Source organism: Sinorhizobium sp. NFACC03 (assembly GCF_900103435.1).
GTDB lineage: Bacteria > Pseudomonadota > Alphaproteobacteria > Rhizobiales > Rhizobiaceae > Ensifer.
Window position 1 is genome coordinate 405490 of record NZ_FMXF01000001.1, and the last position, 13156, is coordinate 418645.

A 13156-nucleotide genomic window follows, 5' to 3' on the forward strand; every position below is an offset into this window, starting at 1 on the left:
AGGCGAAAGGTCTCGTTTCCCGGCGGTTGTTGATTTAGGCGATTGCGATGTTCAAGGTTCTTACATGCCTGGTGGTGGAGCATAATCCGAAGCTGGTCGCGTTGGCGGCGCTCATATGCTTCCTGTCCAGCTACGGCGCGGTGGCGCTGTTGCAGCGCGCTCGTGGATCTTCCGGCAAGGCGCGGACGATCTGGGCGGTGGCCGCAGGCATTGCCAGCGGCTTCGGCATCTGGGCCACCCACTTCATCGCCATGCTTGCCTACGACCCCGGGGTCGTCCTTGGCTACCAGATGGATCTGACGGCCCTGTCGTTGGCCGTTGCGATCGTGCTGACCACGACAGCGCTGCTGATCGCGACCTGGGTGCAGGATCGGCTGGCCTGGATTGCCGGCGGCCTGGTGCTCGGCGCCGGTGTTGCCTGCATGCATTTCCTCGGCATGGCCGCCCTCGATGTTCCCGGCAACCTGCGCTGGGACGCCACGCTCGTTGTCGCGTCGATCGTGCTCGGCTCGCTGTTCGACATCGGCGCACTCGGCACGATTGCCCGTATGGGCAAGCCGCTGAAGGCGAAGATCATCGCGACGCTCCTGATGACGCTCGGCATCGTCGCACTGCATTTCACCGCCATGGGCGCCGTGACGATCGAAGTCGGTCTCATCACCCCGACCTATGAAGGCATGATCCAGCCGCATCTGCTTGCCTTCGTCATTGCCGGAACCGCCTTCTTCCTTCTGTCCTTGGTGCTGGTTGCCGCCGGCTTTGCCCATCATGCCGAGCTCTCCGCCGCCGCGACCGAACGGGAGTTCACGCGCTTCGTCCGCAGCGTGAAGGACTACGCGATCTACATGCTCGACGTCGATGGCCGCGTGGCGAGCTGGAATGCCGGCGCCGAGGCCAACAAGGGTTATGCCGCCGAGGAAATCATCGGCAAGAATTTCGCCTGCTTCTATTCGGACGACGATCAGCGCGATGGCCTGCCGCGCCGCGCGCTTGAGGTTGCCGTGGCCCAGGGCAAGTTTGAGAACGAGGGTTGGCGCTATCGCAAGGACGGCTCTCGCTTCTGGGCGCATGTGGTGATCGATCCGTTCCTGGACGAGCAGGGCAAGCACGCCGGCTTCATCAAGATCGTCAAGGACACCACCAAGGCGAAGGCCGATGCCGATCGCATCGCTGAGGTCAGCAACAACCTCGATGTCGCGCTCGAGAACATGTCGCAGGGTATCTGCCTGTTCGATAGCGATGACCGGCTGCTCCTGTCGAACCGACGCTGCCGCGAGATCTTCGGCTTCTCCGAGACGCTTGCCGGCAAAGGCCTGACCTTCCGCGAGATCGTCGATATCGTCTTCGCCCGCATTTACGCCGAGCCCGAAATTGCGCGAGCCAAGGCCGAGGAACTCTATCAGAAACACCGGATCGAAATGGTCGGCAAGGGCGGTGGCGATATCGTCGAGAAGCTCGCCAACGGCCGCTCGATCCTGACCAAGCACCGCACGCTGCCCGATGGTGGCTGGGTCAGCACCTATGAAGACATTACCGAGCGCCTGGATACCGAGGAACAGATCACCTTCCTTGCGCGTCACGACAGCCTGACGGGCCTGCCGAACCGGTTGCAGTTCAGCAGCTACCTCGAAGAGGAACTGGATGCGGCCGCCTGGTTCAACCGCAAGGTTGCCGTCATCGGCATCGACCTCAACAAATTCAAGGAAGTCAACGACCTGCACGGTCATGCCGCCGGCGATTTCGTGCTGGTGACGATTGCCCAGCGCGTGAAGGGCCTGTTGCAGGAAGGCGAGTTCGTGGCGCGCCTCGGCGGCGACGAGTTCGCCGCGGTCAAACGCTTCGAGGAACTGGCCGAACTCAACGACTTCCTGCGGCGGATCGAGAAGAGCCTGCACGAGGAAATGCGCTTCGGCGATTTCGAGCTGAAGTCCGGCGGCAGCATGGGCGTCGCCATCTATCCGCAGGATGCGGAAACGGCCGATACGCTGATCAACAATGCAGATCTCGCGATGTACCGGGCGAAGGCTGCGCTCAACCAGACCGTCTGCTTCTACGAGGTTTCGATGGACGAGGCTGCCCGCCAGCGGCGTGCGCTTGCCAACGATCTCTGGGATTCCGTCGACAAGAAGCAGCTTGCTCTGCACTACCAGGTGCAGAAGTCGGTGATGACCGGCGTCGTCATCGGCTACGAGGTGCTCCTGCGCTGGCATCATCCCGAACGCGGCATGGTGCCGCCCAGCGAATTCATTCCACTCGCCGAAGAGTGCGGTGCAATCCTGCCGATCGGCGAATGGGTGCTGCGCGAAGCCTGCCGCGAGGCGGCTGGCTGGGAGAGCAACCACAAGATCGCCGTCAACCTGTCGCCGGTCCAACTCGCCAATGGCGATATCGTCAGCCTGGTGCAGGACGTGCTTGCCGAGACCGGGCTCAATCCGAACCGGTTGGAGCTTGAGATCACGGAGTCGACGATCATCGACGACAAGGAGCGCGCGCTGCTGACCCTGCGTCAGATCAAGGAGCTCGGCGTGACGATCGCGATCGACGATTTCGGCACCGGGTACTCGTCGCTTGAAACGCTTCGCTCCTTCCCCTTCGACAAGATCAAACTCGACAAGAGCTTCATGTGGGAAGTGGAGGGCAGCCCGCAGGCCAAGGCAATCGTCCGCGCCATCCTGGCGCTCGGACAGAGCCTTTCGGTGCCGGTCCTTGCCGAGGGCGTCGAGACGCAGACGCAGCTCGATATCCTGCAGGCGGAAGGCTGCGACGAGGCACAGGGCTATCTGCTCGGCCGCCCGGCCCCGATAACGCTCCTGTTCAGCGGCGACGCCGAGGCGGCTGCCGCCTGATCGGGTGACCGTCTTCATCGCGATCGCGTCCATGGCGAGCGCCATGTCTGGTCGGAATTTCAAGCCTTGTCGGCGCGAACTGTCGTCCCGGTCAGGCTTGAGCTATTGCCGCAGCAACGTCCGGCCGGCGCCTTCCACCAGGAAGCGCGGGAAGAAGAAGACACCCGTTATCGTGCCGGAATAGCGCTGTTCGAGACCTGAGGATTCGCCGATGCAGAACAGCGGCTGTTTCTGGCCGTGCTCTTCGAGTGCGATCGTCGTCGAAAAACAGAAGGATGAGCAGCTTGTCGCTGCCTGCTCGAAAAGCTCGAGCACGTGGTTGCGGTCGGCTGGGTCGTAGCAGCGCACGAAGTTGAGCAGGCCGCATTCGCCGTCGCGCAGGCCATGGATGGCGGCAGCTTTCTCGCCAAGCCGGAACAGCCCCGTGGACAAGTCGCCCGACCAGCCTTCCGCCGCGCAGAACTGTTGCAGGAACTCATGATGTGGCAGGAGGTGCGGCTGTCCCGGAGTGCCGAGGGGAACGGAATTTGCTCTCGTGATCTTGAACACGGTCTACCCCAGCAGCATTCCTGGACATCGTGTTCGACGCCCCAGGAAACACGTCCTATTGTGCAAATTCCGCCCAACCATCAACCAATGCAAGAGTACACGCCACCTACTGCAGGTGTTGGTTCAACTAGAAAGGGTCGCGAGATAGTAATGAAGCTCGCCTACGAAGTAATTTCGTCGGAGAGGTCGGCTAAATTTGCGATTAAATACTTATATGCTTTTCGTGATATTCTCGAAGAGGTCTCGGATGTTCGGTTGGTGCGAAAAAGCTTTGGCGATTGTTCGCCCGATTGAGTTCGCTACCCGATCTCCCATGAATCTCCGCCCACTTGGGGCGCTGTTATAGTTCGTTTTTTTTCGACTTCAACGATTTTTTGAAGCCGGACTACAACCGGCGGCTTTTTTCTGCGGAGAGATTGGCGGGGGGTTCGCCCAGCCGCGAACGGCATTGATAAAAAACGAGAAAGGGCGACCCGAGGGCCGCCCTTCCGATCCGGATGGATCGCTAATGCGAAAAGGCTGTCGCCTTATCACATCATGTCCATGCCGCCCATGCCGCCCATGCCGCCCGGCATGCCGGCCGGTGCATCCTTCTTCGGCAGTTCGGCGATCATGGCTTCCGTCGTGACGAGGAGGCCGGCAACCGAAGCTGCGTCCTGAAGGGCGGTGCGAACGACCTTGACCGGGTCGATGATGCCCATGGCGATCATGTCGCCATATTCGCCGGTCTGGGCGTTGTAGCCGAAGTTGTCCTGGTCCTTGTCGAGGATCTTGCCGACAACGATCGAAGCTTCGTCACCAGCGTTCTCTGCGATCTGGCGGGCCGGAGCCTGCAGAGCGCGACGAACGATGTTGATGCCGGCTTCCTGGTCGTCGTTGGCACCCTTGACGGTGATCTTGACGGAAGAACGCAGCAGGGCAACGCCGCCGCCCGGTACGATGCCTTCCTGAACAGCAGCGCGCGTCGCGTTGAGAGCGTCGTCGATGCGGTCCTTCTTTTCCTTCACTTCGACTTCCGTCGAGCCGCCAACGCGGATCACGGCAACGCCGCCAGCAAGCTTGGCAAGACGTTCCTGCAGCTTTTCGCGGTCGTAGTCGGAGGTGGTTTCTTCGATCTGGGCCTTGATCTGGGCAACGCGGCCTTCGATGTCGGCCTTCTGGCCGGCGCCGTCGACGATCGTCGTGTTTTCTTTGGAGATCGAAACCTTCTTCGCACGGCCGAGCATGTCGAGCGTGACGTTTTCGAGCTTGATGCCGAGGTCTTCGGAGATCACGGTGCCGCCCGTCAGGATGGCGATGTCTTCGAGCATGGCCTTGCGGCGATCGCCGAAGCCCGGAGCCTTGACGGCAGCGATCTTCAGGCCGCCACGCAGCTTGTTGACGACGAGCGTTGCAAGAGCTTCGCCTTCGACGTCTTCAGCGATGATCAGGAGCGGCTTGCCGGTCTGAACGACGGCTTCGAGAACCGGGAGCATGGCCTGGAGGTTCGAGAGCTTCTTCTCGTGGAGGAGAACGAAGACGTCGTCGAGGTCAGCGACCATCTTTTCCGGGTTGGTGACGAAGTAGGGGCTGAGGTAGCCGCGGTCGAACTGCATGCCTTCGACGACTTCGAGTTCGGTTTCGGCGGTCTTGGCTTCTTCAACCGTGATGACGCCTTCGTTGCCGACCTTCTGCATCGCTTCAGCAATGTCGAGGCCGATCTGACGCTCGCCGTTGGCCGAAATCGTGCCGACCTGTGCGACTTCTTCCGAGGTGTTGATCTTCTTGGCCTTGGCTTGGAGATCCTTGACGACTTCGGTGACAGCGAGGTCGATACCACGCTTCAGGTCCATCGGGTTCATGCCGGCAGCAACGGCCTTGGCGCCTTCGCGAACGATCGCCTGGGCAAGAACGGTTGCAGTCGTGGTGCCGTCGCCGGCGATGTCGTTGGTCTTCGAAGCAACTTCGCGGACCATCTGGGCGCCCATGTTTTCGAACTTGTCTTCGAGTTCGATTTCCTTGGCGACCGATACGCCGTCCTTGGTGATGCGCGGAGCGCCGAAGGACTTGTCGATGATGACGTTACGACCCTTCGGGCCGAGCGTGACCTTTACCGCGTCAGCGAGGATGTCGACGCCACGCAGCATCTTTTCGCGCGCGGTGCGGCCGAACTTGATTTCTTTTGCAGCCATTAGAGAAAACTCCCGGGCTCATTGCCCATTGGTTGTCATAAAAAGGGGTGGACGACGGCTGATCAGCCGATGATGCCCATGATGTCGGCTTCCTTCATGATCAGAAGGTCTTCGCCGTTGATCTTGACTTCGGTGCCCGACCACTTGCCGAACAGAACGCGGTCGCCAGCCTTGACGTCGAGAGCAACAACCTTGCCGCTTTCGTCACGGGCGCCCGAACCGACGGCGACGATTTCGCCTTCCTGCGGCTTTTCCTTGGCGGTGTCCGGAATGATGATACCGCCCTTGGTCTTCTCTTCAGACTCGACGCGGCGAACGACGACGCGGTCGTGCAGCGGGCGGAAGTTGGTGCTTGCCATTAGTCTAATCCCTCGATCAAATGACATTACGGATCGCTGATCGACCCGATGGATGGGTGTTAGCACTCTCATTTATCGAGTGCTAGCGATGCCGAGATAAGCCTGGGTATGGGGTGAGTCAAGGATCGGCGCCTAGATTTTTTGCCGGCGGCAGTAGCCTTGGGCGAGCGCAGCAGGCGAGGGCGTAGGCAGCCTAGCCCCATTCTTGGCGAAATGTAGGCGATCGCGTCGACGAATGGCATTGGCGGGATTTTGACGGTTGATAACCGCTACAAAGTGCTTTGGCGAAGCGGGCGGCATCGGCAATGCACTTTTCTTTGACGCCCGACACCGCCGGAATCCTTGGGAGGGGGCGCCTTTTTCGGGCGCCGAGACTTGTAATCTCCTGCCTTCCTTGCCATGCAAGCCGGAAACCGTGTTTGCAGGAAGCCAGAATGGCCGCAAGGATCAACAGTTTTCGGGAAATCGCTGCGCGCTACGACGTGGTGCTGTGCGATGTCTGGGGCGTTCTTCATAACGGCGTGCAGGCCTTTGCCTCCGCTTGCGAGGCGTTGGCCGAGGCGCGTGCCGCCGGCCTGACTGTGGTGCTGATCACCAACTCGCCGCGTCCGCATCCGGGTGTGAAGATCCAGATCCGCGGTCTCGGCGTGCCGGACGAAACCTACGACCGGATCGTGACCTCGGGCGATGTGACCCGCGCGCTGATCGCCGCCGCCGCCAAAAAGATCTTCTTCATCGGTGCCGAGCGCGACCTGCCGCTGCTCGAAGGCCTGGGAACGCAGATCGTTTCGTCGGAAGATGCTGAGACGGTCGTTTGTGCCGGCTTCTATGACGACGAAACCGAAACGCCGGAGCATTACCGCGCGACACTGACGGGGCTTGCCAAGCGCAAGATCCCGTTCATCTGTGCCAATCCGGATCTGGTGGTCGAGCGCGGCCACAGGCTGATCCCCTGTGCCGGCGCAATCGCCAAGCTCTATGAAGAGCTCGGTGGCGAGGCGCGCATTGCCGGCAAGCCCTATATCGCCATCTACCGTGCGGCGCTGACCGAGGCGAAGGCCGTTCGCGGCGCGCTTGACCTGTCGCGTGTCATCGCCGTTGGCGACGGCATGCCGACGGACGTCAAGGGTGCCCAGGATGCCGGCTTCGATCTGCTCTATATCAGTGCCGGTATCCACGCCCAGGAATACATGAACGAAAGCCGCACCGACGAGGCGAAGCTCGCCGCCTTCCTGAAGAAGGAAGGCGCGTCGCCGAAATATTGGATGCCGCGGCTCGCCTGACGGGAAGACGGAGATGACGGTTTTTCATCGCAACGAGACCCGTGATCCGCTTCCGCAGCATCTGCGCGGCGGCGTCGTCGCGATCGGTAACTTCGACGGCGTGCACCGTGGTCACCAGTCGGTGCTCAAACGGGCGCTGGAGGAGGCCAATGCGCGCGGTGTGCCGGCGCTCGTGCTGACCTTCGAGCCGCATCCGAGAACCGTGTTCCGTCCGGAAACCCCGGTCTTCCGACTGACGCCGGCACCGCTGAAGGCGCGCATTCTCGAAGGCATGGGTTTCGGCGCCGTCATCGAGTATCCGTTCGACCGCACCTTCTCGCAGCTTTCCGCATCGGATTTTATCCACCGTATCCTGCTCGAATGGCTGCACGCCTCGCATGTCGTCACCGGTTTCGATTTTCACTTCGGCAAGGGGCGCGAGGGCGGCCCCGCCTTCCTGATGGCGGCCGGCGGCGATAACGGATTTGGCGTGACGCTCGTCGATGCCTTCCGCGACGAAAACGCATCGGTCATCTCGTCCAGTTACGTGCGCTCGCTGCTTGGCGAAGGGGATGTCTCGCAAGCTGCCGGCATGCTCGGCTATCGCTATCTGGTCGAGGCGGAAGTGATCGGAGGCAAGAAGCTCGGCCGCGAACTTGGCTTTCCCACCGCCAATATGCGGCTTGCACCCGAGGTGGAACTCAGGCCGGGCATCTACGCCGTGCGCTTCCGCCGGGCCGACGGTTCGCTCTATGACGGTGTCGCGAGCTTCGGGCGCCGCCCGACTGTCGATAGCGACGGTGAGCCCTTGCTCGAAACCTTCGTCTTCGACTTTTCGGGCGATCTCTACGGCGAGATCTGTGCGGTCACCTTCTTCGGCTACCTGCGCGACGAACTGAAGTTCGACGGGCTTGATCCGCTGGTGGCGCAGATCCGTCAGGACGAGGCAGAGGCGCGGGCGTTGCTCGCCGGCGTGCAGCCGCTCGGCGACATCGACCGCAAGCTCAACTTCGCCCGATAAAAGATTTCGGCGTTGCTGTGGCGGCGGACCTTTTCAAAAGCCCGAAAACGCCTTAAACAACCGGCCACCATGACCCGGCACCGTCGATTGATCATCGATCAGCGAATTATTGGCCCGGCCTTCCGCGCGCTTTAGTCAGCCGGAAGGTCCGGGATTTCGGCGTTTCCGACGCCCCAGTCATCTCTCGATACCGAGCCCATTTCGTATGCGCGGCCCCTCGCGCGAAGAAGCGATTGCAAAGACCATGACCGACACCGCTGAAAAGATCGACTACTCCTCGACCCTTTATCTGCCGCAGACGGAATTCCCGATGCGCGCCGGCCTGCCGCAGAAGGAGCCGGAAACGGTGGTCCGCTGGCAGCAGATGGACCTCTACAAGAAGCTGCGTGCATCGGCCGCCGGCCGCGACAAGTTCGTGCTGCATGACGGCCCGCCCTATGCCAACGGCAACATCCATATCGGCCATGCGCTGAACAAGATCCTCAAGGACGTCATCAACCGCTCGTTCCAGATGCGCGGCTTTGACGCCAACTATGTGCCCGGCTGGGACTGCCACGGTCTGCCGATCGAGTGGAAGATCGAGGAGAAGTACCGCGAGAAGGGCCAGAACAAGGACGAGGTCCCGGTCAACGAATTCCGCAAGGAGTGCCGTGACTTCGCCTCCGGCTGGATCCAGGTCCAGGCCGAGGAGTTCAAGCGCCTCGGCATCGAGGGCGATTTCGACAATCCCTACACGACGATGAACTTCCATGCGGAAGCGCGCATCGCCGGCGAACTGATGAAGATCGCCAAGCTCGGCCAGCTCTACCGCGGCTCCAAGCCGGTCATGTGGTCGGTTGTAGAGCGCACCGCGCTTGCCGAAGCCGAAGTCGAATATGCCGATGTCGAAAGCGACATGATCTGGGTGAAGTTCCCGGTCACCGAAGGTCCGGACAGCCTTGCCGGCAGCTTTGTCGTAATCTGGACGACCACGCCCTGGACCATCCCGGGCAACCGCGCCATCGCCTTCTCGTCGCGTTATGCCTATGGTCTCTACGAAGTGGCGACCGCCGAGAACGACTTCGGTCCGCAGCCGGGCGAGAAGCTGATCTTCGCCAAGCGCCTGGCGGACGAGTCCGCTGCCAAGGCCAAGCTCACCTTCAACTTCGTTCGCGACCTCGAAGCCGACGAGCTGTCGTCGGTCACCTGCGCCCATCCGCTGCATGGTCTCGGCGGCGGCTACGCCTTCAAGGTGCCGCTGCTCGATGGCGACCATGTCACCGACGATGCCGGCACCGGCTTCGTGCATACCGCCCCCGGTCATGGCCGCGAGGACTTTGATGCCTGGATGGACAGCGCCCGCGCGCTCGAAGCCCGCGGTATCTCCTCGGCGATCCCGTTCACGGTCGACGATGCCGGCTACTTCACCGCCGACGCCCACGGCTTCGGTCCGGATGCCGAAGGTGGCGCCGGCCGCGTCATCGATGACAAGGGCAAGAAGGGCGATGCCAACGAGCGCGTCATCAAGGCGCTGATCGCCCGCCACGCGCTCTTTGCCCGCGGACGCCTGAAGCATTCCTATCCGCATTCCTGGCGTTCCAAGAAGCCGGTGATCTTCCGCAACACGCCGCAATGGTTCGTCTATATGGACAAGGCGTTCGGCGACGGCACGACGCTCCGCTCGCGCGCACTTTCAGCGATCGACGACACCCGCTTCGTTCCCGGCGCCGGCCAGAACCGCCTGCGCGCGATGATCGAGGGGCGTCCGGACTGGGTGCTCTCGCGTCAGCGTGCCTGGGGCGTGCCGATCGCGATCTTTGCCGACGACCAGGGTGAGATCCTGATCGACGAGGCCGTCAACGCCCGCATCCTCGACGCTTTCGAGCAGGAAGGTGCGGACGCTTGGTTTGCCGAAGGTGCCAAGGATCGCTTCCTCGGAAACGACCACGACCACGAAAAGTGGCACCAGGTGATGGACATCCTCGACGTCTGGTTCGATTCCGGTTCGACCCACACCTTCACGCTCGAAGACCGTCCGGACCTGAAGTGGCCGGCCGACGTCTATCTCGAAGGTTCGGACCAGCATCGCGGCTGGTTCCATTCCTCGCTGCTCGAGGCCTGCGCGACGCGCGGCCGCGCGCCCTACAACGCCGTTGTCACCCATGGCTTCACCATGGATGAGAAGGGCGAGAAGATGTCGAAGTCCAAGGGCAATACCGTCACCCCGCAGGAGGTGATGAAGGACGCCGGCGCCGACATCCTGCGCCTGTGGGTGATGACGACGGACTATTGGGAGGATCAGCGTCTCGGCAAGACGATCATCCAGACCAACATCGACGCCTATCGCAAGCTGCGCAACACGGTCCGCTGGATGCTCGGCACGCTCGCCCACGACAAGGGTGAAGAGATCGCCTATGCCGACATGCCGGAACTCGAAAAGCTGATGCTGCATCGGCTGGCGGAACTCGATCAGCTTGTGCGCGAAGGCTACGATGCCTTCGACTTCAAGAAGATCGCCCGTGCGTTGATCGATTTCTCGAACGTCGAGCTCTCGGCTTTCTATTTCGACGTGCGCAAGGACGCGCTCTACTGCGACGCCCCGTCGAGCCTGCGCCGCCGTTCGGCGCTTGCCGTCATCCGCAAGCTCTTCGATTGCCTCGTCCTGTGGCTGGCGCCGATGCTGCCGTTCACCACGGAAGAAGCCTGGCTGTCGCGGAAGCCCGATGCGGTTTCGGTGCATCTCGAACAGTTCCCGGCGATCCCGGCGGAATGGAAGAACGATGCGCTCGAAGCCAAGTGGGACAAGATCCGCACGGTCCGCACCGTTGTCACCGGTGCGCTCGAGATCGAGCGCAAGGACAAGCGCATCGGCTCGTCGCTGGAAGCGGCTCCGGTCGTCCATGTCGCCGATCCGGAACTTTTGAAGGCGCTGGAAGGCCAGGACTTCGCGGAGATCTGCATCACTTCGGGCATCGTGATCGAAGCTGCGGAAGGCCCTGCGGAGGCGTTCCGCCTTGCCGACGTGGCCAAGGTGAGCGTGGAGCCGAAGCTTGCCGAGGGCCAGAAATGCGCCCGCTCCTGGCGGATCACGACCGATGTCGGTTCCGACCCGACCTACCCCGACGTGTCGGCCCGTGATGCCGCTGCCTTGCGCGAACTTGGTTTCAAGGCTTAACGCATTGTTACCGGATGAATTGCACTCGTTGCGTTCATCCGGTAAAACCTGCCCGAAATTTGGCGGATTTCTCCGCCATGGGCGCTTGAGTGGCCGCGCTGACCGGTGGCCGGCTGGAAGGAATCTCATGGAAATGACGCGAGAGTTGCGAGTGTTTGCCAGCGTGGCCGCCATTTTGACGAGCGGCCTGGTGCTTTCGGGCTGCATCGGCGGCCCGACCTATGGCACGGACAAGACCGCCGGCGAACAGCTCATGGACGACCTCGGCAGCGTCGCCAGCTTCGGCCCGCCGAAGCGTGATCCGGTCAAGTATCAGCCGCGCCCCGGCCTCGTTCTGCCGCCGTCGGCGCAGCAGACTGCTCTCGTCGAGCCGCAGAAGTCGCTTGCCAGCCGTGAGGCGAACCCGGAATGGGTCGAGTCTCCGGAAGAGGTTCGCAACCGTCTGCGCGAAGAGGCCGACGCCAACAAGAACAACCCGAACTACGTTTCCCCGCTCGCCAAGGCTAGCGCCAACGGCCGCCGGCTCTCGGCCAAGGAGCAGCAGGAAGCTTATCGCGCAGCCCGTAAGATCGAGATGGGCGCCTATTCCGACAAGCGCCGCTTCCTCAGCGATCCTCCACTTGACTACCGCCGCCTGCCGGATGGTACCGAGACCGATCTCGGCGAGCCGGAGAAGGACAAGGAGCGCCGCCGCAAGAAGGAGGCGCAGATCAAGAATTCCGGCTCCAAGTGGTATTGGCCCTTCTAAGCAGCGCATAAGCCATGACGATCAGCATTCGCGACGCTCGCCCGGAAGACGCGCAGACCATTCTGCGCTTCATCACCGAACTTGCCATCTACGAGAAGGAGCCCGACGCAGTCGAGGCGACGGTCGAGATGTTGCAGGCCTCGCTCTTTGGTCCGGGTTCCATTACCCGCGCCGTGATCTGCGAGAAGGACGGCAAGCCCGCAGGCTTCGCCATGTGGTTCTACAACTATTCGACCTGGCAGGCACGCAAGGGTCTCTACCTTGAGGACCTTTACGTCACGCCGGATTGCCGTGGCTCCGGCGCTGGAAAGATGCTGCTGAAGCATCTGGCGAAAATTGCCGTCGAGGAAGGCTGCGGCCGCTTCGAATGGAGCGTGCTCGACTGGAACGAGCCGGCGATACGGGTCTACGAGGCGGTCGGTGCCGAGCCCATGTCCGAATGGACGCGCTACCGTCTCTCCGGCGCGGCCCTCGAAAGCTTCGCGGCCGACTGAGGCGACCTCAAGAAAATCTGAAACGGGGTGGTGTTGAGAGTCGGGGATTGGTTTCACCGCTTGCCGGCGAAGAAATCCCTAAGAAGGTCGGCAGCCTCGCGCTCGGCGAGGCCCGAATAGACGTCCGGCACGTGATGGCAGGTGGGAGAACCGAAGAAGCGCACGCCGCTGTCGACCGCGCCGCCCTTCGGATCGTCCGCGCCGTAGTAGAGGCGGCGGATGCGGGCGAACGAAATCGCCGCGGCGCACATGGTGCAGGGTTCGAGGGTGACGTAGAGATCGGCGCCCGTCAGCCTTTCGTCCTTGAGGACGGCAGCGGCCTCGCGGATGGCGACAATCTCCGCATGTGCAGTCACATCATTGAGTTCACGGGTGCGATTGCCGGCGCGGGAGACGATCTGGCCATCGAAAACGACGACGGCGCCGATCGGCACTTCGCCGCGTTCTGCCGCCTTCCTGGCCTCCTCAAGGGCCACATCCATGAAGTGTGTCGTCTCAGCCATCGCTCAAACAATAATTTCTCTTAACCCACGGGCCGCGACCTGATAGGAC

The 13156-nt window shown here is 62.0% G+C and carries 10 protein-coding genes; 6 read left to right on the forward strand and 4 right to left on the reverse strand.

What is annotated here, in order from left to right:
- The first annotated feature begins 47 nt into the window (after nt 1-47).
- Nucleotides 48-2846, forward strand: coding sequence for a bifunctional diguanylate cyclase/phosphodiesterase (locus BLU35_RS02000; RefSeq protein WP_093232017.1), 2799 nt, complete (start codon nt 48-50; stop codon nt 2844-2846).
- Nucleotides 2847-2948: 102 nt separating this feature from the next.
- Here the strand turns inward: BLU35_RS02000 and BLU35_RS02005 are convergent, their stop codons facing one another.
- From BLU35_RS02005 to groES, 3 genes are all read right to left on the reverse strand, one after another.
- On the reverse strand, nt 2949-3395 hold the full coding sequence (locus BLU35_RS02005) for a hypothetical protein (protein WP_093232018.1): 447 nt from the start codon (nt 3393-3395) through the stop codon (nt 2949-2951).
- Nucleotides 3396-3925: 530 nt separating this feature from the next.
- Nucleotides 3926-5566, reverse strand: a complete 1641-nt coding sequence (groL, locus tag BLU35_RS02010; RefSeq protein ID WP_057250876.1) for a chaperonin GroEL — start codon at nt 5564-5566, stop codon at nt 3926-3928.
- Between the two features lie 62 nt (nt 5567-5628).
- Nucleotides 5629-5925, reverse strand: a complete 297-nt coding sequence (gene groES / locus BLU35_RS02015) for a co-chaperone GroES (protein ID WP_004675403.1) — start codon at nt 5923-5925, stop codon at nt 5629-5631.
- 434 nt (nt 5926-6359) lie between these two features.
- Here groES and BLU35_RS02020 point away from each other — a divergent pair, with 434 nt between their 5' ends.
- The 5 genes from BLU35_RS02020 to BLU35_RS02040 all read left to right on the forward strand — a co-directional run bounded on the left by BLU35_RS02020 (nt 6360) and on the right by BLU35_RS02040 (nt 12604).
- A complete protein-coding gene (locus BLU35_RS02020; protein WP_093232019.1) occupies nt 6360-7208 on the forward strand; it encodes a TIGR01459 family HAD-type hydrolase in 849 nt (282 codons plus the stop codon).
- 13 nt (nt 7209-7221) lie between these two features.
- Nucleotides 7222-8208, forward strand: a complete 987-nt coding sequence (locus BLU35_RS02025) for a bifunctional riboflavin kinase/FAD synthetase (RefSeq protein ID WP_093232020.1) — start codon at nt 7222-7224, stop codon at nt 8206-8208.
- 244 nt (nt 8209-8452) lie between these two features.
- On the forward strand, nt 8453-11362 hold the full coding sequence (ileS, locus tag BLU35_RS02030; RefSeq protein ID WP_093232313.1) for an isoleucine--tRNA ligase: 2910 nt from the start codon (nt 8453-8455) through the stop codon (nt 11360-11362).
- 127 nt (nt 11363-11489) lie between these two features.
- A complete protein-coding gene (locus tag BLU35_RS02035) occupies nt 11490-12110 on the forward strand; it encodes a hypothetical protein (RefSeq protein ID WP_093232021.1) in 621 nt (206 codons plus the stop codon).
- A 14-nt stretch (nt 12111-12124) separates the two neighbouring features.
- Complete coding sequence (locus BLU35_RS02040; RefSeq protein WP_093232022.1) at nt 12125-12604, forward strand: GNAT family N-acetyltransferase; 480 nt, start codon at nt 12125-12127, stop codon at nt 12602-12604.
- A gap of 53 nt (nt 12605-12657) precedes the next feature.
- On the opposite strand, the gene BLU35_RS02045 is transcribed toward BLU35_RS02040, so the two are convergent.
- Nucleotides 12658-13107 (reverse strand): nucleoside deaminase, encoded by a 450-nt coding sequence (locus tag BLU35_RS02045; protein ID WP_093232023.1) that lies wholly within the window; start codon nt 13105-13107, stop codon nt 12658-12660.
- Between the last annotated feature and the right edge of the window lie 49 nt (nt 13108-13156).